Annotated in this window: 22 protein-coding genes; 7 read left to right on the top strand and 15 right to left on the bottom strand. The window is 60.1% G+C overall.

All coding sequences use genetic code 11. The features are described from left to right. Positions 1–568: 568 nt before the first annotated feature. From JMV15_RS25230 to JMV15_RS25210, 5 genes are all read right to left on the bottom strand, one after another. Complete coding sequence (locus JMV15_RS25230; RefSeq protein ID WP_014718726.1) at positions 569–1546, bottom strand: bifunctional glyoxylate/hydroxypyruvate reductase B; 978 nt, start codon at positions 1544–1546, stop codon at positions 569–571. Next, positions 1543–2835, bottom strand: coding sequence for an MFS transporter (locus JMV15_RS25225; RefSeq protein ID WP_014718725.1), 1293 nt, complete (start codon positions 2833–2835; stop codon positions 1543–1545). Before JMV15_RS25225 ends, JMV15_RS25230 begins: the two co-directional genes overlap by 4 nt. 45 nt (positions 2836–2880) lie before the next feature. Next, positions 2881–3822, bottom strand: a complete 942-nt coding sequence (locus JMV15_RS25220; protein ID WP_014718724.1) for a sugar kinase — start codon at positions 3820–3822, stop codon at positions 2881–2883. After that, on the bottom strand, positions 3815–4597 hold the full coding sequence (locus tag JMV15_RS25215) for a sugar phosphate isomerase/epimerase family protein (RefSeq protein ID WP_019816849.1): 783 nt from the start codon (positions 4595–4597) through the stop codon (positions 3815–3817). The genes JMV15_RS25220 and JMV15_RS25215 overlap by 8 nt, the downstream gene beginning before the upstream one ends. 84 nt (positions 4598–4681) lie before the next feature. Further along, positions 4682–5743, bottom strand: a complete 1062-nt coding sequence (locus JMV15_RS25210; RefSeq protein ID WP_019816850.1) for a LacI family DNA-binding transcriptional regulator — start codon at positions 5741–5743, stop codon at positions 4682–4684. Positions 5744–5991: 248 nt separating this feature from the next. Here JMV15_RS25210 and JMV15_RS25205 point away from each other — a divergent pair, with 248 nt between their 5' ends. From JMV15_RS25205 to JMV15_RS25195, 3 genes are all read left to right on the top strand, one after another. Continuing rightward, positions 5992–7968: a hypothetical protein gene (locus JMV15_RS25205; RefSeq protein ID WP_019816851.1), complete on the top strand. Its 1977-nt coding sequence runs from the start codon at positions 5992–5994 to the stop codon at positions 7966–7968. Between the two features lie 140 nt (positions 7969–8108). Next, the gene (locus JMV15_RS25200; RefSeq protein WP_235991965.1) at positions 8109–10181 is read left to right on the top strand and encodes a hypothetical protein; all 2073 of its coding nucleotides are present in this window, start codon (positions 8109–8111) and stop codon (positions 10179–10181) included. A gap of 232 nt (positions 10182–10413) precedes the next feature. Beyond that, positions 10414–12678 (top strand): autotransporter outer membrane beta-barrel domain-containing protein, encoded by a 2265-nt coding sequence (locus tag JMV15_RS25195; protein WP_058410654.1) that lies wholly within the window; start codon positions 10414–10416, stop codon positions 12676–12678. A gap of 52 nt (positions 12679–12730) precedes the next feature. Here the strand turns inward: JMV15_RS25195 and JMV15_RS25190 are convergent, their stop codons facing one another. The 5 genes from JMV15_RS25190 to JMV15_RS25170 form a co-directional block, all read right to left on the bottom strand. Further along, positions 12731–13324 carry a LysE family translocator gene (locus tag JMV15_RS25190; protein ID WP_014718718.1) on the bottom strand — a complete coding sequence of 198 codons (594 nt, stop codon included), beginning with the start codon at positions 13322–13324 and terminating at the stop codon, positions 12731–12733. Positions 13325–13378: 54 nt separating this feature from the next. Then, positions 13379–14218 (bottom strand): AraC family transcriptional regulator, encoded by an 840-nt coding sequence (locus JMV15_RS25185; protein ID WP_014718717.1) that lies wholly within the window; start codon positions 14216–14218, stop codon positions 13379–13381. A gap of 72 nt (positions 14219–14290) precedes the next feature. Continuing rightward, positions 14291–14932 (bottom strand): DUF1345 domain-containing protein, encoded by a 642-nt coding sequence (locus tag JMV15_RS25180; RefSeq protein ID WP_014718716.1) that lies wholly within the window; start codon positions 14930–14932, stop codon positions 14291–14293. Between the two features lie 121 nt (positions 14933–15053). Further along, positions 15054–18152: an efflux RND transporter permease subunit gene (locus tag JMV15_RS25175; RefSeq protein ID WP_038450367.1), complete on the bottom strand. Its 3099-nt coding sequence runs from the start codon at positions 18150–18152 to the stop codon at positions 15054–15056. A gap of 6 nt (positions 18153–18158) precedes the next feature. Next, positions 18159–19301, bottom strand: a complete 1143-nt coding sequence (locus JMV15_RS25170) for an efflux RND transporter periplasmic adaptor subunit (RefSeq protein ID WP_038450366.1) — start codon at positions 19299–19301, stop codon at positions 18159–18161. Between the two features lie 171 nt (positions 19302–19472). Between JMV15_RS25170 and JMV15_RS25165 the strand changes: the two genes are divergently transcribed. Together JMV15_RS25165 and JMV15_RS25160 are read left to right on the top strand one after the other, a co-directional pair. Continuing rightward, the gene (locus tag JMV15_RS25165; RefSeq protein WP_003190934.1) at positions 19473–20174 is read left to right on the top strand and encodes a response regulator transcription factor; all 702 of its coding nucleotides are present in this window, start codon (positions 19473–19475) and stop codon (positions 20172–20174) included. 3 nt (positions 20175–20177) lie between these two features. Continuing rightward, positions 20178–21479, top strand: a complete 1302-nt coding sequence (locus tag JMV15_RS25160) for an ATP-binding protein (RefSeq protein ID WP_038450364.1) — start codon at positions 20178–20180, stop codon at positions 21477–21479. On the opposite strand, the gene JMV15_RS25155 is transcribed toward JMV15_RS25160, so the two are convergent. The 3 genes from JMV15_RS25155 to JMV15_RS25145 form a co-directional block, all read right to left on the bottom strand. Then, the gene (locus JMV15_RS25155) at positions 21480–22154 is read right to left on the bottom strand and encodes an anti-sigma factor (RefSeq protein ID WP_014718712.1); all 675 of its coding nucleotides are present in this window, start codon (positions 22152–22154) and stop codon (positions 21480–21482) included. It abuts the gene before it with no gap. Further along, a complete protein-coding gene (locus JMV15_RS25150; RefSeq protein WP_014718711.1) occupies positions 22151–22681 on the bottom strand; it encodes a sigma-70 family RNA polymerase sigma factor in 531 nt (176 codons plus the stop codon). Before JMV15_RS25150 ends, JMV15_RS25155 begins: the two co-directional genes overlap by 4 nt. Positions 22682–22767: 86 nt before the next feature. After that, on the bottom strand, positions 22768–23289 hold the full coding sequence (locus JMV15_RS25145) for a DUF3455 domain-containing protein (protein ID WP_014718710.1): 522 nt from the start codon (positions 23287–23289) through the stop codon (positions 22768–22770). A 192-nt stretch (positions 23290–23481) separates the two neighbouring features. On the opposite strand from JMV15_RS25145, the gene JMV15_RS25140 reads away from it, so the two are divergent. Both JMV15_RS25140 and sfnG read left to right on the top strand, forming a co-directional pair. Continuing rightward, positions 23482–24267, top strand: a complete 786-nt coding sequence (locus JMV15_RS25140) for a sulfite exporter TauE/SafE family protein (protein ID WP_014718709.1) — start codon at positions 23482–23484, stop codon at positions 24265–24267. Positions 24268–24719: 452 nt separating this feature from the next. Continuing rightward, positions 24720–25844, top strand: coding sequence for a dimethylsulfone monooxygenase SfnG (sfnG, locus tag JMV15_RS25135; RefSeq protein ID WP_019816858.1), 1125 nt, complete (start codon positions 24720–24722; stop codon positions 25842–25844). Between the two features lie 37 nt (positions 25845–25881). On the opposite strand, the gene map is transcribed toward sfnG, so the two are convergent. Beyond that, positions 25882–26652 (bottom strand): type I methionyl aminopeptidase, encoded by a 771-nt coding sequence (gene map, locus JMV15_RS25130; protein ID WP_019816859.1) that lies wholly within the window; start codon positions 26650–26652, stop codon positions 25882–25884. Further along, entirely contained in the window at positions 26652–26852 is a 201-nt protein-coding gene (locus JMV15_RS25125) for a ParD-like family protein (protein WP_003190946.1), read from the bottom strand. Before JMV15_RS25125 ends, map begins: the two co-directional genes overlap by 1 nt. Positions 26853–26945 lie beyond the last annotated feature (93 nt).

The raw sequence follows: 26945 nt of genomic DNA, 5'->3' as shown, positions 1-26945 counted from the left end.
TGGTCGAGAACAATAGCTCACGAGAATACTGCCGTTGCCGGTGTTCTTCGAAAACCTGATCAATCCACTCGGGGGCAATAGCCTGCTGCAGCGCCAGTTTGGCCATGACACTGGCAGGTGCTTTTTTCTCGAAACGCGCTAGAACTTCCGCCCACATCGTTTAGGTACCCCCTGAATGAATTTCAGGGGATTTTACAGAAGACCTTGAAAGGGCTGGCTCTTACAGCGGGTCACTTTTGGAAAGGCCCAAAAGTAACCAAAAGGCCTTCGCCCCACCACTCGGCACCTCGCCTAGGCTCGGTGTGCCCGAACGCAGGCTTGAAGTCGTGGGCCGCCGCCACGCGCCATCCATGGCGCGGGGCGGCTAACCCGGCGTCCTGCCGGGTTGCCCACGACTTCAAGCCTGCGTTCGGCCAGCGTGGTTTGACGGGGCGCTTCAGATCAAAAGCCAGATCAAGATCAAGAGCGGCTCGCTTAGCATCGTGGTTACCGTCGATCGCTTCAGAGTTGTGTAGATACCTATGGCTATCGCAGGCAAGCCAGCTTCCACCTTTGCTCTTGTGTTGTGTCAGTGCCGCCATGCCCCTGGATTCACCAGGTTTACCGGCTTTTCGCCAGCCAGTGCCGCCAACAGATTATCCACCGCACACTTGGCCATCGCCTCCCGCGTCTCATGGGTGGCCGAGCCGATATGCGGCGTAGCCACCACATTGTTCAACCGCAACAACGGCGATGCGTGATCCAGCGGCTCCTTCTCAAACACGTCCAACCCCGCCGCGCGGATAGTGCGTTGCTGCAATGCTTGCACCAGTGCTGCCTCATCCACCACCTTGCCTCGGGAGATATTGATAAAGATCGTCTCTGGCCCCATCAGCGCAAACTCCTCGGCGCCAATCAACTTCTCGGTCTCAGCGGTCAACGGCAACGTCAGGCAGACAAAATCCGCTTCTTTGAGCAAGTCCTTGAGGCTTCGGTACTGCGCGCCAAAGCGCGCTTCAACCGCCGGCTTGGGCGAATGGCTGTGGTAGATCACCGGCATGCCGAAGCCAAAATGCCCGCGCTGGGCCAGGGCTTCGCCGATGCGGCCCATGCCGATGATGCCCAGGGTCTTGCCATGTACATCACTGCCAAAATGCGCCGGGCCGATGTTTTTGTTCCATTGCCCGGCGCGTACCATGTCGGCCAGTTCCACCACGCGCCGGGCGGTCGCCAGGATCAGCGCAAAGCCGGTGTCGGCGGTGGTTTCGGTGAGCACATCCGGGGTGTTGCTGAGCAGGATGCCGCGTTGGGTCAGGTAATCGATATCGTAGTTGTCGACGCCCACCGAGACGCTGGCTATTGCTTCCAGCTTGGGTGCCAGGTCGAGCAATCGGGCGTCCAGGCGCAGGCTTGCACCCAACAGGCCGTGGGCAGTGGGCAGTGCATCGCGCAGTTTGGCCAGGCCGGTCTCATCCAGTGCATCAATCAGCGTGACCTCGGCCTGCTCATGCAGGCGGGCCATCAGCGGCGCGGACAGTTTCTTGTACAACACAACGGACTTTTTCATGAGGTCTTTACCTTCAACTCCAGGGTTGGCGCCGGCGAGCGGTCACTGGCGCCGGGCTTGAGGAAAATCGTCAGCACCACCGAAAGCAGCAGCGCGCCGCTCATCAGCAGGTACGAAGCGCCGGGCGAGCCGGTGCTGCTGTTGAGGTAACCCACCAGATACGAGCCACCGAACGAGCCCAAGGCGCCCATGCTGTTGATCAGTGCCATGGCGCCACCGGCGACGTTGGCCGGCAGGATTTCCGGGACGATGGCGAAAAACGGGCCGTAGGGTGCATACATGCAGGCCCCGGCGATCACCAGCAGGGTGTAGGACCACCAGAAGTGTTCGGCGCCCAGCACGTAGGACGCGTAGAAAGCAATCGACGCAATCAATAGCGGCGGCCAGACAAAACGCTTACGTTTCTGCAGCTTGTCCGAACCCCAGGACACCACGAGCATGCCAATCACCGCCGCCAGGTAGGGCAGGGCCGAGAGCCAGCCGGCTTCGACCATGTCCATCTGCAAACCGGCCTTGAGGATCGATGGCAGCCACAGTACGAAGCCATACACGCCAATGCTCCAGCAAAAAAACTGCAGGGCGAGAATGATCACCTTGGGCGAACGGAACGCCTCGGCGTAGTTCTTCACGGCCTTGATCCCCACCTGCTCGGCGGCGAGGGCGGTTTCCAGGCTGTGCTTTTCGGCATCGCTCAGCCACTTGGCATCCTTGGGACGCTCATCGGCCAGCTTCCACCAGATAAACGCCCACAACACCGCCGGCAGGCCCTCGATGATGAACATCCAGCGCCAGCTGAAATGCTGCACCAGGTAGCCCGACACCACCGACATCCACAGCATGGTCACCGGGTTGCCGAGGATCAAGAAAGTGTTGGCCCGCGAGCGTTCGGCACGGGTGAACCAGTGGCACAGGTACACCAGCATGGCCGGCATCACGGCCGCCTCGACCACCCCGAGCATGAAGCGGATGACGATCAGCATGTAGGCGTTGGACACCACGCCGGTCAGCGTCGCCAAGCCGCCCCACAGAATCAGGCTGACGAAGATCAGTTTCTTGACGCTGCGCTTTTGCGCATAGATCGCCCCCGGCACCTGGAAGAAAAAGTAGCCGAGGAAAAACAGCGCGCCGAGCAGGGAGGACATGCCCGGCGTGATCATCAGGTCCTCGGCCATCCCGGAGGCGGCGGCGAAGCCGTAGTTGGCGCGGTCCAGATAGGCCAGGCTGTAGGTGATAAACACGATAGGCATGATGTACCACCAGCGACGGGTGGCGAGTTTCACGGTTTCCATGGGGTTGCTCCTGAGCTTGTTGTAGTTGTGGCAACAGGTAATGGGTCACGCAACGGATCGAGTGGGTAATTCGGCGCGGGTCGGCAAACCCTCCATGTCGCCACGGCTCTGCACAGCGCGGCTGCCGATCCAGTTAGCGCGCTGGACCGCCTCGGGGAAGCTTGAGTTTTCCAGCAGGGCGCTGATCATGCCCACGGCAAAGCCATCGCCGGCACCCACGGTATCCACCACCTTGGCTACCGGTACGGCGGCGACAAAACCCTGGTCCATATGAGTGCGGTAATAGGCGCCCTCCGAGCCGAGTTTGATCGCCACGGCTTCGGCGCCCTGGTCGAGATAGAACGCGGCGATGTCTTGCGGGTCGTCGAAACCAGTGAGCAGGCGACCTTCGCCCAGGCCCGGCAGGACCCAGTCGGCCAAAGCGGCAAGCGCATTGATTTCGCGGATCATCTGCGCCTGGCTGGCCCACAGGGACGGGCGCAGGTTCGGGTCGAACGACACACTGCGCCCGGCCTTGCGCATTTGCGCCATCAGCTCGAACGACAGTGCGCGAGTGGCATCGGACAGTGCTGGTGGAATGCCGGTGGCGTGTAGATGGCGGGCTTGCAGCAGCGTTGGGTGGATGGCCTCGATGGACAAGTGGCTGGCCGCCGAGCCTCTGCGAAAGTACTCCACTTGAGGATCTGCGCCGGCCTCTTCCCGGGATTTGAGTTGAAAGCCGGTAGGGTGCAGCGGGTCGACGGCCACATGGCGGCAATCGAGCCCCTCTTTGGTCAGGGTATCGACCACAAAACGTCCGAGGGAATCGTTACCCACGCGGCTCAGCCAGGCCACGTTGAACCCCAGGCGCGACAGGCCGATAGCGACGTTGCTGTCGGCGCCGGCAATGCGTTTGTGAAACTGCCCGACCTGGGCCAGGTCGCCGGTCTGTTCGGCGACAAACATCGCCATGGTTTCGCCAAACGAGAGGATATCGATCTCAGACATGGGCGTTCTCCACATGGGGTTGGCCAAGGCGGGCCAGGGTCGCGACCTGTTGTGCGGTAACCTCGATCAGGTCATCGCCCTGCAACGGAAATTCCACCGCGCGGGTAATACCTTGAGTCATGTGTTTGAGCAGTTGTTCCCACAGATGCACGTCGGTGGCGCCCGGCGGCAAGGCGACGAGCTTGCCATCGGCGCGGCGGGCCACGGCCTTGCAGTGCAGGTAATCCACATGCCGACCCAGCAACCGCGCAGCGGTGAGCGCGGATTGGTCTTGCCACTGCCAGTTGCCGATGTCGAAGGTCATTTTCACCGGCAGGCCGAGACGTTCGACTTCAGTGAAAAACCGTTGCATCGGTTCAATGCGCCCACCGTGCAGGGTCTGGTCGTTTTCCACCAGCAGCTTGACCGGGTGGCGGTTGAGCAGGGCGTGCAGGCTTTCCAGGTCGTTTGTGTCGGTGAAGTAGCCGAGCGAGACCTTCAGCCAGCCCGAGCCAAAGGCCTGGGCGCGGTCCAGCGTGGCGGCCAGCTCGGCATTGGGCTGGGCACGGCCGGCGACCCACAGCTCCAAGGGCGAGGAAAATACTGATTCCAGGCCTTGTTCTGCAGCGGCCAGGGCCAGCTCGGCCGGTTGCTCGGTGGTGAGCAATTCTTCGCGCCATTCAATGCGCTGGGCACCAGCGGCGCTCAGCAGCGCGACAAAACTCAATTGGCCCTGCTGGCGAACCAGGTCGGCGCCGTAGCTGGAAAGGCTGATGGAGACGGGGTATTTATGCATTGTTGTTTACCTCTGAAACCGGTTTCATTTTTATACGCAAAACAAAATGTGGGAGCGGGCTTGCTCGCGAAGGCGGTGTGTCAGTCAGCGCAAGAGTGGCTGATCTATCGCGTTCGCGAGCAAGCCCGCTCCCACAGGGGAGTGTGTCGAGCCACGGATAATCAGCTCCGGTAAAAAATCCAGGGTGCGCGTGGGGGCGGTATCGCCGCGCAGGCGCTTGAGCAAACAGTCAAAGGCGCTGGCGCCAATTGCTTGCGTCGGTTGGGCGAGGGCGGTGATGCCGCTACCTACCAGCGGGTACCAGTCCAGGTCATCCAGGGCGATCAAGCCCACGTCGCCGAACAGCTCGCAACCCAGGGCCTTGAGTGCACGGGTGCAGGCCAGTGCTGCCACGCCGTTGGCGCAAAACAATGCCTTGGGGCCGGGTTTGGCGAGAAAGGCTTGCAGACGGTTTTCCAGTTCACCGTCCAGTTCAACCACGGCACCTTTCAACGCCGGGCGCTTGGCAATTTCGGTGTTGAAACTTTCCAGACGCTCCAAACGTGAACTGGTGCCATCGGTGGTCTCGCTTACCAGCAGCACGTCGCGGTAACCCTGTTGCTCCAGGTGTTCCACCGCCATGCGCACCGCCGCCGGGTTATCCAGGCCGACCAGGTCGCTGTGCAGCGGTTCGACCTTGCGGTCCACCAGCACCAGGGGCATTTCCCGTTGCAGTTCGAGCAGTTGGTCGAGGTGATGGCCCAGGGTATTCACGATCAACCCTTCGATGTTGTACGAGCGCAACGCGGCCAGATGTTGGCGCTCCTGCTCGTCATCGCGGTCGGTGTTGCACACTACCAGGCTGTAACCGTGCTGGCGGCAGGCGGTTTCGACGCCGTGCATCACCGCGATGGAATAAGGGTTGCGGATATCAGCCACCAGCATACCGATCAGGCGCGTGCGTCCACGTTTGAGACCGCGGGCCATCTGGTTGGGGCGATAACCGAGTTCGTCGATGGCCTGTTCGATGCGCAGGGCGATGGCATCGGAGAGCAGGGCGCGGTCATCGCCGATAAAGCGCGACACGCTGGCTTTGGATACTCCGGCGCGCTGGGCGACGTCCTGCATGGTCACGCGGCTGCGCTGGGCGGCGGAGAATGGAGTCACGCTAAAGCCTTTCTTATTGGAGTTGGGAGAGACGCTGAAACCGGTTTCAGAAAACACCAAGTATAAGAAACCGTCAAGTTAATCTTCGACATTCAGACGCGGCAAGCTCGAGACAACTGACGAATGGCACTCGCAACCTGTTAGATCTGACAGTACCCAGAAAGGACGGTTTGGCGTTTACTTTTCCATAACTTGACGGGGGAGGACGGTTCTGTGAACCCGCCGTTAAAATTAAAAGAGGAAAGAACATGTCCATCTCAAAAGTGAGTCACCTTCCTGAAGCGACCAGTGGCGGTGTACTTGCGCTAGACCCGATGGACATCCCAGGTGTCGATCCTCTTGACCCAAACGGTCTCGTACCGGTCTCACTGACTCTTGCGCCTCTGTTGGTCAGGATACCTATGTGGCTCCCGGCGCCTGAACCATTGGATACACCCCACCGGGTGCAACTTCTCTGGGAGCGAGACGGTATTGAAAGGCAGGCTGATCTGAAGCTTATCGATGCCCCACCTCCACCTCTGCCTGCGTTTGTGCCAATGCACGTGCCATTAGCCATGCTCAGAGAGCGTTCAGGCACTGTGAAACTGTTTTATCGCGTGATCGATTCCGAGGGACAACGCAGCGAGCTTGATCCAAAGGTCACGTTGACCATTGATTTGGAATCCCCGGAATTGCTCCGGCCTGATGACCAACTCAGCTTCGTGAATCCACCCGTCACAGGTGTTGATGAAGCCTATGTGGCGAGCAATGACCCGGTGCGCTTCAATATTCCGCCTTATCGGGGGCGTGAGCGAAATGATCGTATCGAAATGGTGCTATCCAATAGTCCGAACCCAGCTGCTGCTGCGCCGGACGGCGACTATGTACTGGTAGATGTTTCAGACCCGCTGGTCTGTGAGTTGCCAGCGGCTGCGTTTCGTCGCCTGAATAACGGCCCAGCCTATATCTTTTATCAAGTGTTCGACGAGGCCGGGAATTTCAGTACGCGTAGTGCCGGTTTACCGTTTTCACTCGATCTGATAGCAGGTCCAGATGTACCGCTGCCTGCACCCACTATCATGCCGCCGGCCTACGATGACAATATCATCAAGCGCGACGACGCCCGGGCCGCGGTGGTGCTGCTGATTGACCCCTATATCAATTGGGCCGCCGGAGATCACGCCCGGGCTTTTTGGGACGAGCGGCCGCTCGCAGATGTGCCGGTGTTCGACGGCGTCGTAACACAGGTACCGGTTCCCTGGGCCACTATGCGGGGGCCATCCCCAGTCCTGGTGGCAGAAGAGATCCGGATACGTTACGAAATCATCCGCGGTCTGACGATCTACCCGTCATACCGGCGTCGTATCAGCCAGGATTTCACGGTTGCCGGGCAAGACCATGCGGGTGCGCCCGCACTGCTAAACCCCGATCTACCGTTGGCTGAAGTACGTGGCCTGGTGTCAGATGAGGCCAATCTGGTTGACCTTCGCGACAAGGATGTAGGCGCCCGTGCCCGGGTGTTTCTCTATGACGACCCACAGCCAGGCCAGGTATTGAGATTCTTTTGGAATGGTATAGGGCCTGTGGCTACCAAGACAGTTCAAGTCGGGGAAGTCGCCGGCCAATTAGTATTCTCCAGTGTTATTCCATGGGCGGTGATGGAGGGCACTATTAACGCTTCGTTGCCTGTGCATTACACCACCGATAATGGGATTAACCAGCAACAGTCCCGACATACTGAAGTCGATGTTCATACCGGGCCGCTGCTCAGCTTTCCTACTCCGATTATTCAGCACACGCTGGTGGGTAGCACGGGTACGTTTCTCACCTGTTGCTCATCCCCAGAGATATTCGCCGGCGTGCGTTGGAAAGTTGTCGCTCATGGCGATTTTGATTTGAACGATGAAGTTCGATTTTTTACCCATGGCTATAACAATAACGGCTGGGATGACCCCGTGGTGGAGGACAGTCGATTTACTCAAGGCAAGACATTTGATACGCCGGCGGACTTGGTCAATGGGTTGGACTTTACAGTGACGCCTTTCGATCCAGTGGTGTATTCGCTGCGCCAGGAGAGTACTGCTGTCGCGTGGTATGAGGTGTGGCGTGGTGGGCGCAAAATCGGCGAATCCATCCTGCGGCGCTTCAGAGTTGACCTGGCTTATCCCGCAGGTGGTTACTGCCAGGCAGGCGACATTATTCAGTGTTCAAGTGACGGCGTGCCCACCCTGATAAAGAAAAGTTGATGACATCGGTGCAGGGCGTCTGAAATGAGCGGCGGGCACAGGTGCTTCTAGCCGGCAAATGGCTGTACTAAACGAATAGGGTTAAACGAATATTTTTCGCAGTTGTTCGTCGCCCATATTGTCACTAATGGAGAACGATGATGAATAAAAAAACGCGTGATTATTTTACCAGATTAAACTCTGCTGTTAGCCCGTCGACAGTTGTTTTCTCACAGTTGGATCCGCCAGAAGTTGATTTTGTTCCAGGTTTTCCAGGATTGCTTTCTCGGGAACAGGCGTTGTCCGAATATTTGGAACTGCGAATGCCACGATGGCAAGACTACAGCGACAGTGGTGGCGATCAGGATATCGTGAGAGTGTTTATAAAGCCGGTAGATGATGCGGAGTATGGAGAACCGTTCCTAACGTTCACTTTTAATTTCGATGCAACACTGCCACAAGCCTATGCAACTGCAAATATCGCCCGAGGCAGGCGTCCGCCAGGTCACTGGGATATCAAGTACGAGGTGTATATCAGACGTGCGGATAACTTGAGCGAATCGACCGAGATGCGTTTGATTGTCGATACTGATGCACCGTACGCATCATCTCCGAGTCTTCCGCCAGCGCCTACCCTACCGGCAGGCTTGACACTGCCCATTGACGAGGCCGATTTTCCAGCTGCTCCCAATGATCGGTTGTTTTTTTCAATTCCAGATTATGTTCTCCACGGGCGTGCGCCGGGTGACAGGCTGAGGGCGTTCTACGGCGGTTCCGATTCCCCATATGCTCCTGATCCTCCCTCTACCGAGGTGGATTGGCCGGTGACGGACCTTAGGTTCCCGTTGCCCAAGGGTGTTGTTTCGGCTGGACCGGACGCGTTTAACACGCTTCGATATCAGTTACTGGACGCCGCGGGCAATCCCAGCCAGCTTTCCTCCTCCTTGCGGTTGGATGTGGCCTTGCAACCTGCACCGGCTAATCTGAAGCAGCCCTTGATCGGCAGGGCGTTTCCGGGAGATAACCGCTTCGACCGGATTGACGCCTCCATTGACCTGGGAATGATTGTAAGAATTCCCGCTTATGACCATCCGCAGCGGGGCAATGACGGTGATGTCATTGACGTCATACTGTCGACCAGCGTCCGTACCGAAACCATCGAGGGTACGGCATTGGGCAACGGTACGAGCTTTCCAGTGCCCATTGTTGTTCCACTTCATATTTTGCAAATTCTCTATGGCGCGTTGACAGGTGACGAGCTGTTGACGGTCACTTACGTCATCCGCCGTCGATCCGTCACGTATCCTGCTGCGCCGTCGACGATCATCAATTTGAATCTGCACGTGGTCGGACCGACTCCTACCGATCCTCCGGACCTGACGAACACCGATCTGGATCCGGTGGTGATCAAGGGGGTAAATGCCGCTGGCATGGAGGGCGCTGACAACGAGCTATTGCCTGAGCACGCCAATCGGCCCGCCAATGCCCATATCACGTTGTGGGATGAGGCCCCAACCCCTGACGCCGAGGACTTTTTCATCCGGCTGTGGTACGAGGGTGAACTCGCCGCCACTCGCCAGATAACGGGCGGGGTTGCCGGCGCCCCGGTCACCCCGCCGCTGCAGATTCCGTGGGCGCTGATCGCCAAGCACGGTAATGCACCGCCTATGAAACAGGTGCATTACACAATCGACGCGGGCCTCGGTACGAATCGGCAGCAGTCTGAGGTGACCTCGGTGGACGTACAGGCCAATGTCCAGGCCCTTGTCATGCCCGAGGTCCAGGACCTGGATTTAATTGGCGGTGATCCAGGCGTGATCAACTGTACTACCTTCAGGCCTTTGAATATGGACGGACGTATCACTGTTCGTATTCCTCCGTCGGACTTGTTTGAGCCGACCATGGTGGTCCGGGTGAACTGGCAAGGCTACAGTGATAATGATGGCACGAACCCAGTGCTTGCATCCGTAGGGTTCAAAGACTCCCCTCCGTTGACCGCCTCCATGATCGCGCAGGGGTTTTTGGTGACCCTAGACGCGCCTTTCTCCACCCTCATGAAGACGATTCATACACACGTAGGCCTACGGCTCCAGGGGGCAGCAAGGATCAACTACACCATCCAACTGCCAACAGGGCCTTTAACATCGAGCGACGCTTTGCATCGGGCACGCTCGGTCAAAACCGGCTCCTCCCCCACCTACTGCGACGATACGCCGGTACCCGCAGCGATTTGACGTGGTTGCGAAAACAGCCTGGGAGCAGCCACGCTGCTCCCAGGGTTCATAGAGGGACAACTTATTTGTTCTCACCGTGCGCATCGAGATTGATTCGGGGGTATTAAGATTAATCCTACATAAATAGGGAACAACTCTGGATAACTTTGGCACCGCTTGATTGGCAGGGTTCCACGCTCTTAGGTACCGGCCAATTTCTTCAATAGGAATGCCAAACCCAGAGGGTTTTTCGATGTCGTCAATGTTTAATTTTAAGCTCAAGCCGTTGAGTTTTGCCTTGAAGGCCAACGCGGTTTCATTAGCAGTTCTTATGTCAAGTGTGGCCGAAGCCCGCGTGGTTACGGGCCCGAATGAAACAGTTCGGCCAGGCCCTCCACCTGACAGTTTCGAGCTCAGGCCCGGCTCGGGTCTCACCGTGGAAGGGGCCACTACCAAACAAATCCGTGCCCAGTCTGCCAACTTGACCGTTAATCCGGGCAGCAAAACTCAAGACATCACGGCATTCAATTCGAACGTGAATATTGATGGCGCCGAGATCACTGCGCGGGCGACACAGCCGGCAGCAGTGTTCATGAGTGGCGGGACGCTGTCGCTCAAGAACAGCACACTTACCCACAGCAATGGCGTTGGCCTGGTCGTTTCTCGTCCGATCGGCAGTGACGAGGGGGCAATTGCCTCTGTATTCAACAGCAGCATCACCGGCACCACGCGTGGCGTCAGTGTGGGTGGTAACAGCGCGTTGGCCCTCTACCAAACCGACGTTGCAGGCACTGGCGAAAATGGCGTGGGTCTGTATCTGTTCGGTCAAGCCATTGCGATCGATAGCTCCATCACCGGTGAGCTCAATGGCGTGCGGCTGGATATGGACCGCAGCCCCGACGTGCCAGCTGCATTGATCCTTGATGGCTCATACGTGGAAGGAAAAGCGGGCGCAGCCATTCTGGTCGAAAGCTCAAAGGCGGGTACACCGGCTAATGCAACTATAGATGTGCGCAACGGTGCGACCCTCAAGGGCGGCAACGGCAATATCCTCGAAGTCACCGGTGGCTCCTTCGCCAACATGAATGTCGACGGCAGTACCTTGTTCGGTGACGTCGTGGTCGAGGAGGGCAGCACCGCGAAGTTGCAGCTCAACAACGGCTCGTGGTTGACCGGCCAGTTGAAAAACGTAGCTGAGTTAAGCGTGAACAACGCCTCCCACTGGGCGCTGGTGGGTGACAGCGAAGTCGGTGACCTGAAAATGGCGGGCGGCAGCGTGCATTTTGGTGGGCCTGATGAGTTCTACCGGTTGGATGTCGACAGCCTGTCGGGCGAAGGCACGTTCGTGATGCATACCGACTTTGGCAGCGGCCAGACCGACTTGCTCGCCGTTAATGGCATCGCCGAAGGTAACCACAGCCTGTTGCTGGCGGCCACGGGGTCGGAGTTGGCCACGGCCGAGCCGATTCGCGTGGTGAGCACCGAGGGCGGTGATGCACAGTTCGCCCTGGTCGGCGGAACGGTTGACGCAGGTGCCTACAGTTACGGGCTCAAGCAGGAAGACACCGATTGGTACCTGGACCCTAACCGGCGCGGCACCAGCAACAGCACCAAAGCGGTGATGGCGTTGTTCAACACCTCGCCCACAGTGTTGTACGGCGAGATGACTTTGTTGCGTACCCGCATGGGTGAGCTGCGCTTCAGCCAGGGCAACAACGAAGGTTTCTGGATGCGCGGCTACGGCAACAAGTACGAGGTCAGCGGCAATCAGGATGGTGGCGGCTACACGCAGAACCAGCGCGGCTTTACCTTGGGTATCGACACACCGCTGTACGGCGGCGATGGGCAGTGGGTGGCCGGTGTGATGGCCGGTCACAGCACCTCCGATATCGACCTCAACCGCTCCGGTGGCGGTACAGTCGACAGCTACTACCTGGGCGGTTATGCCACGTGGCTCGATGACGAGAGCGGCCTGTATTTCGACGGTGTGGTCAAGCTCAACCGCTTGCACAACGAAGTCAACGTGAGCATGAGCGACGGCAAAAAAGCCAAGGGCAACTACACCCAGAACGCCGTGGGGGCTTCGGTGGAAGTCGGTCGGCATATCAAACTGGATGACGGCTACTTCGTAGAACCCTACGGACAACTCAACGCTGCGATCACCCAGGCCCAGAGTTATGACCTGGACAATGGCCTGCACGCCAAAGGTGACCGTTCGGCCTCGGTCGTGGGCAAGGCTGGCGTCACGGTGGGCAAGAATATCCAGTTGGACAGCGGTGGTGTGTTGCAACCGTACTTGCGTACTGCGTTGGCCCATGAGTTCAACCACAACAATAAGGTCACGGTAAACGGCGAGCGCTTCAACAACGATGTATTCGGTTCGCGCATTGAAATGGCCGGTGGTGTGGCGATGTCGGTGACACAGAGCGTCAAGCTGCATGCGGACCTCGAGCATACACGTGGTAAAACCGTCGACCAGCCATGGGGTGTCAACTTCGGCGTGCGTTACGACTTTTAATTCATCCATCCACCCGAACAGGGGAGGCTTAGGCTTCCCCTTTTTTTCGCCTTCAGATCAGCACACTCAGCCAGGCTGAGCCCAACAGCAGCAAGGCCATGACTCGGTTGAATGCGCCTACGGTCCTGGGGGAGCGCAACAGGCGGCTAGACCCGGCACCCAATAAAGCCCAGGCGCCGAGGCAGGGCAAGGCGATCAGGAAAAACATCAGGGACAGGTACACCACCTGGCGCTGCCCACCCTGGCCAGCGAACACACTGACCACCGCCAGTGCCATCATCCAGGTTTTGGGGTTGATCAATTGCAGGGCCGCGGCGCCCAACAGGCCCAAGGGTTTTTGCGTGTCATCGGCATTGATGGCCTGGGCTGGCGCCCTGAAGATCTGCCAGGCCAGGTAACTCAGCCAAGCCACACCGGCCCACTGCATCGCCGTTTGCACGTTGGGCAGTTGCACCAATGACTGACCCACACCGCAACCCACCAGCAGCACAATCCCCGATGCCCCCACGCAAGCCCCAATGATGATTGGCAGCGCAGCCTTGAAACCGTAACGGGCGCTGTTGCTGAGCACCAGGATATTGGTCGGGCCGGGGGTGATGGAGGCGACAAAGGCGAACAGCATGAAAGGCACGAAGGTGGACAGCATGGCGGGTGACTCCGGCGGGCTCATTTAGAGCGACCATCTTCACAAGCCCGGGCGTTACCGGTCTGGAAGATTTGTGCAGCGCTTGCGGTACGCGGCCGGTGTCAGCCCATAAGCCCGCATGAACCAGCGGCCCAAATGACTTTGATCGGCGAAACCCAGGGCCATCGCCACGTCTGCCGGTTGATCGCCCTTGGCCAATAGATACCGGGCACGGGCCAGGCGCAGTTGCACCAGATAAGCGTGGGGCGGCAGGCCGAAGGCACTCTTGAACGCGCGGCTCAGGCGAAAGCGGTCGACGCCGCAGGTCAGGGCGAGTTCATCCATGCCGACGTCCTGATGCAGATGGGCGTGCAGGTATTCCCGCGCCTTGTGCGCCACCTGCGGCAAGCGCGGGTCATCGCGGTAGCGCATGCGCCAGTAAAGCTGGCCTGTGAGGCGTTCCAATAACTGATCCAGAGCGCTTTGCCGCACGATCCGCAGTTCGCCGTGGTGCAAACTCTCAAACGCCTGGCTGGTGGCCAGGGCCAGGCGTGGATCGCTGGCCAAGGTGCGGGCGAAACTCAGCTGATGATGGGCGGGTGCTTCCTCGAAGACACTGGCGATTTCCCGTTCCAGCCACTGCGGGTCGAGGTAGAGCATGCGGTAAGTGAAGCCGTCGACCGTCGGAGCATTGCCGTCGTGGAGCTCCCCTGGCTCCAGCAGGAATACCTGCCCCGGCACGCTGTCATGGCGCATGCGCCGACAGTTGAATTGCTGTACGCCTTGTTCGGTGACGCCCACCAGGTAGCTGTCGTGCCAATGGGGGTCATACGCATGGCCTTCGAAATGCGCGCGCAGGGTCTCGATGCCGGTGTCGGCGTCCTGGGACAAGTCGATCCAATTGTGCGCAGGCATACAACACCGAGGCGGAAAGTGAAGGGTTATTAGCGGCGACGCCTCAGTGGGCGTCTAGAAGGTTTGTGCAGTCTAGCCAAACAACCCGGCGGCGATGTTGATCGAAAAGCCCAGAATGGCGGTGTTGAACAAAAAACCGATCAACGACTGCCCCAGTACCACCTTGCGCAGGCTACGGGTGGCGACGCCCACATCCGAGGTTTGTACCGCTACGCCGATGGTGAAGGAAAAGTACAGGAAATCCCAGTAGTTGGGCGTGAGCAAGCCTTCGGCAAAACGCAAGGCGGGCTCCTTGCCTGGCCAGGTGTAATAGAGCCTGGCGTAGTGCACGCTGAAAATCACCCCGATCAATAGCCAGGAGCCGATCACCGTCAGCCCGGTGAAACCGTAGTGCAGCAGGCGCTCGGAGGTGGCCAGGTCCTTGCTGCCGACCAGTTCGAAGGTAATGGTCGCCAAGCTGGCGATGGCGGCGATACATACCATGAACAGCACCAGGCCGGCGTTCTCGTCTTCGATTTCGGCGATGCGCTTGACGTCCTCGGCCTTGGCGCGAATGGTCAGCCATAGCATCAAAAGGAGATAGGTCCAGACGCCGATGTTCCAGCCGATCAGCACTTTGCTGGCGAGGGTGTCAGCCGGTACCAGAATGCCCACGGCAAGGCCCAGTACAGCGGCAGATGAGAGGCGAGGGTGGGTGCGGGCGAGGAAGGGCATGGTGGCTCACAAAGAACTATATGTGAGCACCATAGCTTATTCGGGTGTACCTGATCATGAATGCAATCAATAACCCTGTGGGAGTTGGCAAGCCAGCTCCCACATTTGGCTGCGGCGTTGATCAGTTTGCTTTATGGCGCTTGCGCACCAGCTTCATCACCACCACGAAGAACACCGGCACAAACACCACCGCCAATGTCGCTGTGATCATCCCGCCAATCACACCGGTACCAATTGCCTGCTGGCTGGCCGAACTGGCCCCGGTGGCAATTGCCAATGGCACCACGCCGAGGATAAACGCCATCGAGGTCATGATGATCGGTCGCAGGCGCAACCGCGCCGCCTTCAAGGTGGCGTCGATCAAATCCTCGCCCTGGTCATACAGGTCCTTGGCGAACTCGATGATCAGGATCGCGTTCTTCGCCGACAGGCCGATGATGGTGATCAGGCCGACCTTGAAGAACACATCGTTAGGCATCCCGCGTAGCGACACGGCTAACACCGCGCCCAGCACCCCAAGCGGCACCACCAGCAACACCGAGGTGGGGATCGACCAGCTTTCATACAGCGCGGCCAGGCACAGGAACACGATCAGCAGCGACAGGCCCAACAGCAACGGTGCCTGGGAGCCGGACAAGCGCTCCTGCAACGACAAGCCCGTCCATTCCTGGCCCAGCCCGGCAGGCAACTGGCTGACCAGGCGCTGGATTTCGTTCATGGCCTCGCCCGTGCTGTGCCCCGGCGCCGCTTCGCCGCTGATGGCGATGGCCGGGTAGCCGTTGTAACGGGTCAACTGCGTTGGGCCCTGGGTCCACTTGGCTTCGACAAAGGCTGACAGCGGCACCATTTTCCCAGCGTTGTTGCGCACGTGGATCTTCATCAGGTCGGCCACCTGGCTGCGCTGGTCGCCTTCGGCCTGTACCACCACGCGCTGCATGCGGCCCTGGTTGGGGAAGTCGTTGATATACGCCGAACCAATCGCGGAGGACAGCACGTTGCCCACGTCGGCAAACGAAACGCCCAAGGCGTTGGCCTGCTTGCGGTCCACTTCCAGCTGCACTTGCGGTGCTTCGGCCAGGGCGCTTTCACGCACGTTGGCCAGGATCGGGCTTTTCGCTGCAGCGTCCAGCAGTTCAGTACGCGCAGCCATCAACCCCGCATGGCCAACGCCACCACGGTCCTGCAAACGGAACTCAAAACCGCTGGAAGTGCCCAGGCCGTCTACCGGCGGCGGCAGAACCGCGTAGGCAATCGCGTCCTTGAGTTCGCTGAAGGCCATGTTGGCGCGATCGGCAATCGAGGAAGCGGAGTCATCACTGCCACGCTCTGACCAATCCTTGAGCGTGGTAAACGCCAGCGCCGCGTTCTGCCCGGAACCGGAGAAACTGAAGCCCATGATCATGGTGGTATCACCCACCCCAGGCTCGCCGGCGTTATGCGCCTCGATCTGTTCGGCCACCTGCACCGTACGGTTCTTGCTGGCGCCCGGTGGCAACTGGATATCGGTGATGGTGTAGCCCTGGTCTTCCACCGGCAGGAACGATGAGGGCAAACGGCTGAACAACAGCCCCATGCCCACCAGCAAGACCAGGTAGATCAGCAAATAGCGGCCGCTGCGCTTGAGGGCATAGGCCACCCAACCTTCATAACGGTTGGTGAGGTGCTCAAAGCGCTGGTTGAACCAGCCGAAGAAACCAACCTTGGCATGGTGTTCGCCCTTGGCAATCGGCTTGAGCAGCGTGGCGCACAGCGCCGGGGTCAAGGTCAGGGCCAGGAACGCCGAGAACAGAATCGAGGTGGCCATCGACAGCGAGAACTGCTGGTAGATCACCCCCACCGAACCCGGCATGAAGGCCATCGGCAGAAACACCGCCACCAGCACCAGGGTGATACCGATGATGGCTCCGGTGATCTGGCCCATGGCTTTCTTCGTCGCTTCCTTGGGCGACAGGCCCTCGGTGGCCATGATGCGCTCGACGTTTTCCACCACCACGATGGCATCGTCCACCAGGATACCGATGGCCAGCACCATGCCGAACATCGTCAATACGTTGATCGAGAAGCCCAGCAGCAACATGGTGGCGAAGGTGCCCATCAGCGCAATTGGCACTACCAGCGTGGGAATCAAGGTGTAGCGCACGTTCTGCAGGAACAGAAACATCACCGCGAACACCAGCGCCATCGCCTCCAGCAAGGTGTAGACCACCTTGGTGATCGAGACTTTGACAAAGGGCGAGGTGTCGTAGGGAATCTTGTATTCCACATTGGCAGGGAAGTAGCGTGACAACTCGTCCATTTTCGCCCGCACCAGCGTTGCGGTGCTCAAGGCATTAGCCCCGGGCGACAGTTGCACGCTGACGGCGGTAGACGGCTTGCCGTTCAGACGCGTGGAGAACTGGTATTCCTGGCTGCCGACTTCCACCCGTGCCACATCGCCGATGCGCACGGTGGAGCCGTCGGGGCTGGCCTTGAGCACGATGTCAGCGAATTCGGCCGGGGTGGACAGTTGCCCCTTGACCAGCACCGCCGCGGTGATCTCCTGGGTGTGGGTGCCCGGCAAGTCACCGATGCTGCCCGCTGAGACCTGGGCGTTCTGGGCGCTGATCGCGGCGTTGACGTCGGCCGGCGTGAGGTTGAAACCGATCAGCTTCTGCGGGTCGATCCAGATACGCATCGCGCGTTCGGCGCCATACAACTGGGCCTTGCCGACGCCGTCCAGGCGCTTGAGCTCGTTCATCACGTTGCGCGCCAGGTAATCACTGAGCGCGACGTCATCGAGCTTGCCGTCATTGGAGGTCAATGTGACCAGCAGCAGGAAGCCAGCGGAGACTTTTTCCACTTGCAAGCCTTGCTGAGTCACGGCCTGGGGCAGGCGCGGCTCGACCACCTTGAGGCGGTTCTGCACATCCACCTGGGCCATTTCCGGGTCGGTGCCCGGCTGGAACGTGGCGGTAATGGTCGCCGAGCCCAGGCTGCTCTGGGATTCGAAATACAGCAGGTGATCGGCGCCGTTGAGCTCTTGCTCGATCAGGCTGACCACGCTCTCATCCAGGGTCTGGGCCGAGGCGCCGGGGTACACCGCGTAGATTTCCACCTTGGGTGGCGCGACGTTGGGGTACTGCGCCACCGGCAATTGCGGGATCGCCAGGAAGCCCGCCAGCAGGATAAACAGGGCCACCACCCAGGCGAAGATCGGGCGGTCAATAAAGAACTGCGGCATGACGGGTTATTCCTTTACGAGCGGGCTGTCGTCCACTTCAACTTTTTCACCGGGGCGTGCGTGTTGCACGCCCTCGACGATGATGCGGTCGCCGGGTTTGAGGCCACTGGTGACGATCCAGCGGTTGTTGATAACCGCACCCAACTCCACCGGTTGCTGGCTGACGGTCTGCTCGGCATCCAGCAACAACACCATCGGGATACCGGCGCTATCACGGGTGATGGCGCGTTGCGGCACGCTGATACCTTGTTTGTCCACGGCCTGTTCCACGCGCACCCGCACAAAGCTGCCGGGTAACAGGTCGAGGTCCGGGTTGGGGAACTCGCTGCGCAGGATGATCTGCCCGGTGCCCGGATCGACGCTGATTTCGGCGAAGAGCAATTTACCCGGCAACGGGTACAGGCTACCGTCGTCCTGGATCAAGGTGGCCTTGGCCTGGTCCTGGCCGACCTGCTTCAAGCTGCCGGCACGAAAGGCGCGGCGCAGGTCGTTCAGCTCACGGGTGGACTGAGTGAGGTCGGCGTGGATCGGGTCCAGTTGCTGGATAATCGCCAGCGGCGTGGCTTCGTTCTGGCCGACCAGCGCGCCTTCGGTCACCAGGGCGCGACCAATGCGCCCGGAAATCGGTGCGGTCACGGTGGCATAGCCCAGGTTCAGCCTGGCACGCTCGACGGCAGCCTTGTTGGCGGCCACTTCGGCGTTGGTCTGGCGCAGGGCGGCGCGGGCGTTGTCGTACTCCTGGCCGCTGATGGCGTTGCCTTCGACCAATTGGCTGTAGCGCTGTTCTTGCAGGCGCGCCTGGAACGCATTGGCCTCGGCCTTGCTCAGGTTGGCCAGGGCACTGTCCAGGTCGGCCTTGAACGGCGCCGGGTCAATACGGAACAATACGTCGCCTTGCTTGACGTCGTGGCCTTCGTTAAACACCCGCTGCATCACCACCCCGGCGACCCGGGCGCGTACCTCGGCGATACGCGGTGCGGCGATGCGCCCGCTCAGTTCGCTGGTAATAGAGAGGGGCTTGGCCTGCAGGGTTTCGATCCGCACTTTGGCCAGGGGCATTTGTGGCGCCTCGTCTGCCGACTGACCACACGCGCTCAGCGCCAGTGTGAGGGCCAACAGGCAAAACGGCGCAAATAGATTCTTCGACATGCTCTTATCCCAATATTGACTGGCGCATCCTAGAGGCACCTGCGCCGTGGTGCTGTGAAGCTGTGTAGCGGGTCTGTGAAGAAGTGTAAGGTACGGCGCACGTGGCGTCGGGGGCGTATATCCTTGCACAATCCTGCAACACACCAACAAACAGCATTATTTGGAAACACCATGCCCAACATCCTCCTGGTGGAAGACGACGCCGCACTCTCCGAGCTGATTGCCAGCTACCTGGAACGCAATGGCTACCACGTCAGCGTGCTCAGCCGTGGCGATCATGTACGCGAACGTGCACGCCTGAACCCGCCGGACCTTGTGATCCTCGACCTGATGCTGCCGGGCCTCGACGGCCTGCAGGTGTGCCGCTTGCTGCGCGCCGATTCTGCGGGCCTGCCGATCCTGATGCTGACCGCCCGCGATGACAGCCACGACCAGGTTCTGGGCCTTGAGATGGGCGCCGACGACTACGTGACCAAACCCTGCGAGCCGCGCGTATTGCTGGCCCGGGTGCGCACATTGCTGCGGCGCAGCAGCCTGTCCGAACCCCAGGTGGCCAGCGACCAGATCGTCATGGGCAACCTGTGCATCGACTTGTCCGAGCGCACCGTGACCTGGCGCGAACAGGCGGTGGAGCTGTCCAGCGGAGAATACAACCTGTTGGTGGTGCTGGCCCGGCATGCTGGCGAAGTGCTCAGCCGCGATCAGATCCTGCAACGCCTGCGCGGTATCGAGTTCAACGGTACCGACCGTTCGGTGGACGTGGCCATCTCCAAGCTGCGGCGCAAGTTCGACGACCATGCGGGCGAGGCGCGCAAGATCAAGACGGTGTGGGGCAAGGGGTATCTGTTCAGCCGTTCCGAGTGGGAATGCTGAACCATGTTTCGCGTACTGCTGCGCCTCTACCTGATCACCATCGTCACCTACAGTGCGGCGATTTACCTGATTCCCAAGCTGGTGATCCAGCTGTTCGAACACCGCTACATGAACTACAACATCGAACAGTCCCGCGGCCTGCAAAAACTCATGGTCAAGCAGTACCAGCGCGCACCGGTGGAGCGCTGGTCCCAGGTGACCGACCAGTTGAGCCGCGATTTTGCACCGTTGAAAGTGCAACTGTTGCTGCGCCAGGACGCCCGCTACACCCCTGAGGAAGAACAGTTACTGGAGCAAGGCAAACCGGTGATCCGCCTGGGCGAGTGGGGCTGGATGGAGGAAATCAGTTCGCCGATCAACCAGCAGTTCGCGGTCAAGCTGACCGTACCGCCAGACCCGTTGGACATGAACCTGCTGTACTGGTCGATGAACGTGCTGGTCGGCGCCGCCTTGTTGGCGTGCCTGCTGGTGTGGCTACGTCCGCACTGGCGTGACCTGGAACGTCTGAAAAGTACCGCCGCGCTATTGGGTAAGGGCCACTTGGAGGCCCGTACGGGGCTTGCACCCAGCTCCAGCATCGGCGGCCTGGCGGCGGTGTTCGACACCATGGCCGACGATATCGAGCATCTCTTGAACCAGCAGCGCGACTTGCTCAATGCGGTCTCCCATGAACTGCGCACGCCGCTTACCCGCCTGGATTTCGGGCTGGCCCTGGCGCTTTCCGAAGACTTGCCCCCGGCCAGCCGCGAGCGTCTGCAAAGCCTGGTGGCGCATATTCGGGAGTTGGATGAATTGGTGCTGGAATTGCTGTCTTACAGCCGCCTGCAAAACCCGGCGCAATTGCCCGAGCGGGTAGAGGTGGCGCTCGACGAGTTTATCGACAGCGTGTTGGGCAGCGTCGACGATGAGTTGGAAAACCCCGAGATCGTCATCGATGTGGCGCTTGATTGTGCCGTTGAGCGCTTCAGCCTCGACCCGCGTCTGACTGCCCGAGCCTTGCAGAACCTGCTGCGCAATGCGACGCGCTACTGCGACAAGCGCATCCAGGTGGGCGTGCGCGTATGCCCCAAAGGCTGTGAAATCTGGGTGGACGACGATGGCATCGGCATACCGGCTGACCAGCGCGAGCGCATCTTCGAGCCGTTCTACCGCCTCGACCGCAGCCGCGACCGCGCAACCGGCGGCTTTGGCCTGGGCCTGGCGATCAGCCGGCGCGCCCTGGAGGCCCAAGGGGGCACCTTGACGGCCTTGGCGTCGCCCCTGGGTGGGGCGCGGTTTCGTGTGTGGCTGCCTAACCTTTCGTGATCAAAGTACTTTGACTGCTCGGCCGATCCCGTGAATCGGCCCGGTGGGTTTGCCGGTGGGCGAGCCATTGGGCCCTTCCAGCGTCAGTTCAAACAACTGGTTCGGTGCCAGCGGCGGTAGCTTGTCCAGGGGCACCGACAAGGTCTGCCCAGGCTTGACCAGACCCAGGGATACGGGACCCTGCCAGCCATCGGCCTTGGTCCAGAACTCCAGGGCTTTGTCTGCGGGAATCTCCATCACCCCCAATGGGATCAACTGGATCTGCCGATTATCACTGGCCTGCACCACCCAGCCCGGTGCCTGGCTTTGTGGCGCCATCAGCACCACCACGAAGCTGGGTGCGGTCATGGGCGGGCGCGTCAGTAATAAAGCCGCCAGCACCACGCTTGCCATCAGGCCGACGGCAGAAAGCCCGCGCCAGAACGCCAGCAGGTTCCACCACGCCACGCCCGTTTCGGCGATTTTGATGCGGCGTTCAATGCGCCGCCACAGCTGTGCCGAAGGCGGCACCGGTTGCGCCAGCGCCACCAGAGGCAACAGACGCTGCTCCCAGGCATCCACCGCTGCGCGCAGTGCCGCATCATGGGCCAGGCGTTGTTGTACCTCAGCGCGCTGTTCGGCGGGCAGGGTCCCCAGCACGTATTCACTGGCCAGTTCATCCAGGCTGTCGTTCATGCCATGCACTCGCGCAAGGCGGCGAGGCTGCGTTTGATCCAGGCTTTGACCGTGCCCAGCGGGGTACTGAGTTTTTGCGCGATTTCGCTGTGGGAGTAACCGTCCACATACGCGTGCAGAATGCAGGTGCGACGCGTCGGGTCGAGCCGTTCCAGGCACTGGTGGATCTGCCCAGAGCGTGCGGCAAACTCGATGGACTGGGCCGGCTCTGCCAGCGGCTCGTACTGATCGTCCAATGGCACGTCACGCCCGGCGCTGCGTACCACGTCCAGGGCCAGGTGGCGGGTCACGCTGAACACCCAACCCCGTGCGGAGCCTCGCAGGGGGTCGAAACTGTGTGCGCCGTGCCAGATCTTGATAAAGGCGTCATGCACGATGTCCTCGGCCAGTGCCTTGTTGCGGGTAATGCGCAGCGCCACACCGAGCAAGCGGCTGCTGTCCTGCTCATAGAGCTGGTGCAGGGCGCGATGATCGCCGCGGGCGCAGGCTAACAGGCACACTTGATAATCAAAGATGAGTTCAGCCAAACCAGAATTCCTGCCACTGAGGAGACGTCTACGCGTGGTAGGCGCGAGGTTGCTCGCGCCTACCTGGCCAGCGTAGCTGAGTTTGCTCAGTTGGCGGCCCAGAAGAGGTAGTCCGCCTGGTATTTCACCATTTCCTTGGCGCCTTTGTTCGCCGTGGTGCAGGGCGCAGCCGGAGCGACCCCGCCTTTGAGCGCAACCCGCTGGATATACACCACGCCACTCATTGCACCTTTGCCCTCGGCTGGATTGGCCTTGACCAGTTGATAGGGCAGGTTGCCGGGGCTCGACGGCGCCACGGCCAATTGCGTGCCGGTGATGGTCGAGCCGTCCTTGGCCTGCCACGTGGCGGGTGGGCCGAAGTAGGTGCCGACCTGCTGGCCATTACGGTCGTTCAACACGGCTTTAGGGCCGACGAAGGTCCACTCGGTCTGGCCGGCAGCGTTGGCCTTGTCGCGGCATTCATAGGTGATTTCGCCGACCCCGGTGGTGTGCATCGCTACCTTGTGGCCATCGGGCACCTTGATGCTGTCCGGCAGGCCCGCCTGGGCAAACGCCGACGGTGCGGCGAGGAGCAAGCTGGACAGGCACAGCAGTGTTTTAGCGTTCATGGTGTTTCTCCATTGGGTAGAACAGCAGGGGTACGTTGATGACTACGGCCCAGGCCCGACCATTGGATGCAGTTTTGTGCAAAAAAATTGGAGTTTCCAAAAAGGCATAAACTCAGATCGCATCGGTATAAGTGGTTATAAGAAAAATCGCTATCCTGCGGCCAGAAATTTATAAGGCCGCGGGTAGCTGGAATGGATGTAGGTAATATTGGTTTCGTGGTTGCCGGCTTGATCGTGGGGTTTATCGTGGGCATGACGGGGGTGGGCGGCGGTTCGCTGATGACCCCGATCCTGCTGTGGTTTGGCATCAACCCGGCCACCGCGGTGGGCACCGACCTGCTGTACGCTGCCATTACCAAGTCCGGTGGCGTGCTGGTGCACAGCAAGAACAAGAACATCGATTGGACCATCACTGGCTGGCTCACCCTGGGCAGCGTGCCGGCAGTGTTGCTGACGTTATGGTTCCTGGCCAGCTTGCACACCGACCCCAGTGCGATGAACGCGGTGATCAAGCAGGCCCTTGGCGTGGTATTGCTGCTGACGGCCTTGGCGATCCTGTTCAAGAAAAGCCTGTTGGCGTTTGCCCAGCGTCATGCTGGTGATTCCTACCATCTGCGCCCGCGCAATCTGAATGCGCTCACTGTTGTGACAGGTGCGATCCTTGGCACCATGGTGGCCCTGACCTCGATCGGCGCCGGCGCTCTGGGCACGGTGGCGCTGTTTATCCTGTACCCGTTCCTGGCCACGCGGCGCCTGGTTGGCACCGAGATCGCCCATGCCGTGCCCCTGACATTGGTGGCGGGCCTGGGCCATGCCAGCATGGGGAACATGGACTGGCATCTGCTGGGCTTTTTGCTGATGGGGTCGCTGCCGGGGATCTACATGGGCAGCCATATGACTGGCAGGATTCCCGACGGGGTACTGCGGCCGTGCCTGGCGGTGATGTTGATGGCGGTGGGTTATAAGTTGGCGTTCTGAGCACGTGGCCTGACACCCCACGCTCCAAATGTGGGAGCCGGCTTGCCTGCGAAGGCGGCCTCACAGCCGACGACTACCTACCTGACGCCCCGCGATCAAATTGTGGGAGCTGGCTTGCCTGCGAAGGCGGCCTCACAGTCGACACCGTTATACCGAGTACATATCCATCCCTGTCGATTCCGGCCAGCGTGGTTTAACGGGGCGCCTAAGATCAAGATCAAAAGCAGATCAAGATCAAGAGCTACTCGCTTCGCATCGTGGGTACGCTTGGTGCTGGTCGCAACTGTTGCTCCAGCAACAGCAGATCCACAAACTGCTGCGATCCCAGACACTGGCAAGCCATCGCTTCAATCCCCCTTTTTTTCCGCAACCCCCAGGCTACGGGCATTTGCCTGCCCCTGGCACGCTTGCTGCCTAAGCACTGGTACATCCCCTGTGCGAGGTACCGTCCGATGAGTCAGCAAGCCGTGAAATTTGCCTATTGGGTACCCAACGTCAGCGGTGGGTTGGTCGTCAGCAAGATTGAACAACGCACCCACTGGGGCATCGAGTACAACCGCAAGCTGGCGCAACTGGCGGAGGCGGCGGGTTTTGAGTATGGCTTGACCCAGATTCGCTTCACCGCAGGTTACGGTGCCGAGAACCAGCATGAGTCCGTGGCGTTCAGCCATGCGTTACTCGCGGCGACTACCACCCTCAAGGTCATCGCGGCGATCCTGCCCGGGCCGTGGCAACCGGCGTTGGCGGCCAAGCAATTGGCGACCATCGACCAACTGACCAATGGCCGTATCGCGGTGAATATCGTCAGTGGTTGGTTCAAGGGCGAGTTCCAGGCCATTGGCGAGCATTGGTTGGAGCATGATGAGCGCTATCGGCGTTCCGAAGAGTTTATCCGCGCCCTCAAAGGCATCTGGACCCAGGACGATTTCACCTTCAAGGGCGATTTCTATCGTTTCAACCAATACACCCTCAAGCCCAAGCCCCTGGGCCAGCCGGAGATCTTCCAGGGCGGCAGTTCGCGGGCGGCTCGGGACATGGCGGCGCGGGTGTCGGATTGGTATTTCACCAATGGCAACACGCCTGAAGGCGTCAAGGCCCAGGTCGATGATATTCGTGCCAAGGCCGCTGCCAACCACCATTCGGTGAAGGTGGGCGTGAACGCCTTTGTGATCGCCCGCGACACGGAAGAGGAGGCTCGGGCGGTGCTGGCGCAGATCATCGACCAAGCCGACCCGGAGGCGGTCAACGCCTTTGGTGACGCAGCCAGGCAAGCGGGCAAGGCGTCGCCGGAGGGCGAGGGGAACTGGGCCAAGTCCAGCTTTGAGGACCTGGTGCAATACAACGATGGCTTCAAGACCAACCTGATCGGCACGCCGCAGCAGATCGCCGAGCGCATCGTGGCACTCAAGGCCGTGGGTGTGGACTTGGTGCTGGCAGGCTTTCTGCACTTCCAGGAAGAAGTGGAGTATTTCGGCAAACGTGTATTGCCGCTGGTGCGCGAGCTTGAGGCCAAGGCAGATGCAGGAGCGAGCTTGCTCGCGAAAAACGTTAACGAAAAAGTGGCTAGCCTGGTTTAGCGCGCAGGCTAGGCGCTCTTCGCGAGCAAGCTCGCTCCTACGGGGTGTAAAAGGTTTGAGTGGCTTGCAAGGTCAACACCTCAAACCCGTCCGCCGTCACCGCCACGGTGTGTTCCCATTGCGCCGAGAGGCTGTTGTCCTTGGTGACCACCGTCCAGCCGTCTTTCAGGCTGCGAGTTTTAGCGCTGCCATGGTTAAGCATCGGTTCGATGGTAAACACCATGCCTTCGCGCAGTTCGAGGCCGGTGCCGGGGCGGCCGAAGTGCAGGATTTGCGGTTCTTCGTGCATTTGCCGGCCGATGCCGTGGCCGCAGTATTCGCGCACCACGCTGTAGCCGTTGGCTTGCGCGTGGCTCTGGATGGCATGGCCGATATCGCCCAGGCGCGCGCCCGGCTTGACCTGGCGGATGCCGGCCCACATCGCCTCGAAGGTCATGTCCACCAGGCGCCTGGCCTTGGGCGTCACGTTGCCGATCATGTACATCTTGCTGGCGTCGGCAATGAAGCCGCCTTTTTCCAGGGTGATGTCGATGTTGATGATGTCGCCGTCCTTGAGTATTTGCTTGGCGCTGGGCATGCCGTGGCACACCACTTCGTTGATCGAGGTGTTGATGCAGAAGGGGTAGTCGTACTGCCCCAGGCTGGCAGGGCGGGCCTTGAGGTCATTGCGGATGAAGGCTTCGACGGCGCTGTCCAGCTCCAGGGTAGAGCGGCCGGCGGCGACGAAGCCGTCGAGCATGTCGAAGACTTGCGCCAACAGACGCCCGGCTTCACGCATCACGGCCAACTGTGCGGGAGTCTTGATCATCAACTGCGCCCCCGGATCAGGTCGGGTTTGTCCAGCAACAGCTTGTTGATCAGCTCGTTGTAGGGCAGGTGCGGGTTGAGTTCGGCGAGCAGGCCGATCTTGATCCAGAACTCGGCTTGGGCGTTGATGGAGCGGTCCATGGCGGCGCTGGCCAGGCGCAGTTGTTCGTGCAGCTGATCGGTGATCTTGACGATGCCCATAAGGTTCACTGTGTTTAATTGATATACGAATCGTATATGGTTCGTATGTCGATCGCAAACCTTCTTCGGCTGAACGGTGATGGGTTGATGGGC

This window comes from Pseudomonas paracarnis (genome assembly GCF_904063055.1).
Lineage (GTDB): Bacteria > Pseudomonadota > Gammaproteobacteria > Pseudomonadales > Pseudomonadaceae > Aquipseudomonas > Aquipseudomonas paracarnis.
The sequence above is the reverse complement of the archived record's forward strand: the minus strand, read 5'-3'. Positions and strand labels throughout refer to the sequence as shown.

Excerpts from the sequence above, each read along its gene's own strand:
- JMV15_RS25230 (WP_014718726.1), bottom strand. The coding sequence starts at position 1,546 with ATGAAAAAGTCCGTTGTGTTGTACAAGAAACTGTCCGCGCCGCTGATG.
- JMV15_RS25225 (WP_014718725.1), bottom strand. The coding sequence starts at position 2,835 with ATGGAAACCGTGAAACTCGCCACCCGTCGCTGGTGGTACATCATGCCT.
- JMV15_RS25220 (WP_014718724.1), bottom strand. The coding sequence starts at position 3,822 with ATGTCTGAGATCGATATCCTCTCGTTTGGCGAAACCATGGCGATGTTT.
- JMV15_RS25215 (WP_019816849.1), bottom strand. The coding sequence starts at position 4,597 with ATGCATAAATACCCCGTCTCCATCAGCCTTTCCAGCTACGGCGCCGAC.
- JMV15_RS25205 (WP_019816851.1), top strand. The coding sequence starts at position 5,992 with ATGTCCATCTCAAAAGTGAGTCACCTTCCTGAAGCGACCAGTGGCGGT.
- JMV15_RS25200 (WP_235991965.1), top strand. The coding sequence starts at position 8,109 with ATGAATAAAAAAACGCGTGATTATTTTACCAGATTAAACTCTGCTGTT.
- JMV15_RS25195 (WP_058410654.1), top strand. The coding sequence starts at position 10,414 with ATGTCGTCAATGTTTAATTTTAAGCTCAAGCCGTTGAGTTTTGCCTTG.
- JMV15_RS25190 (WP_014718718.1), bottom strand. The coding sequence starts at position 13,324 with ATGCTGTCCACCTTCGTGCCTTTCATGCTGTTCGCCTTTGTCGCCTCC.
- JMV15_RS25185 (WP_014718717.1), bottom strand. The coding sequence starts at position 14,218 with ATGCCTGCGCACAATTGGATCGACTTGTCCCAGGACGCCGACACCGGC.
- JMV15_RS25180 (WP_014718716.1), bottom strand. The coding sequence starts at position 14,932 with ATGCCCTTCCTCGCCCGCACCCACCCTCGCCTCTCATCTGCCGCTGTA.
- JMV15_RS25175 (WP_038450367.1), bottom strand. The coding sequence starts at position 18,152 with ATGCCGCAGTTCTTTATTGACCGCCCGATCTTCGCCTGGGTGGTGGCC.
- JMV15_RS25170 (WP_038450366.1), bottom strand. The coding sequence starts at position 19,301 with ATGTCGAAGAATCTATTTGCGCCGTTTTGCCTGTTGGCCCTCACACTG.
- JMV15_RS25165 (WP_003190934.1), top strand. The coding sequence starts at position 19,473 with ATGCCCAACATCCTCCTGGTGGAAGACGACGCCGCACTCTCCGAGCTG.
- JMV15_RS25160 (WP_038450364.1), top strand. The coding sequence starts at position 20,178 with ATGTTTCGCGTACTGCTGCGCCTCTACCTGATCACCATCGTCACCTAC.
- JMV15_RS25155 (WP_014718712.1), bottom strand. The coding sequence starts at position 22,154 with ATGAACGACAGCCTGGATGAACTGGCCAGTGAATACGTGCTGGGGACC.
- JMV15_RS25145 (WP_014718710.1), bottom strand. The coding sequence starts at position 23,289 with ATGAACGCTAAAACACTGCTGTGCCTGTCCAGCTTGCTCCTCGCCGCA.
- JMV15_RS25140 (WP_014718709.1), top strand. The coding sequence starts at position 23,482 with ATGGATGTAGGTAATATTGGTTTCGTGGTTGCCGGCTTGATCGTGGGG.
- sfnG (WP_019816858.1), top strand. The coding sequence starts at position 24,720 with ATGAGTCAGCAAGCCGTGAAATTTGCCTATTGGGTACCCAACGTCAGC.
- map (WP_019816859.1), bottom strand. The coding sequence starts at position 26,652 with ATGATCAAGACTCCCGCACAGTTGGCCGTGATGCGTGAAGCCGGGCGT.
- JMV15_RS25125 (WP_003190946.1), bottom strand. The coding sequence starts at position 26,852 with ATGGGCATCGTCAAGATCACCGATCAGCTGCACGAACAACTGCGCCTG.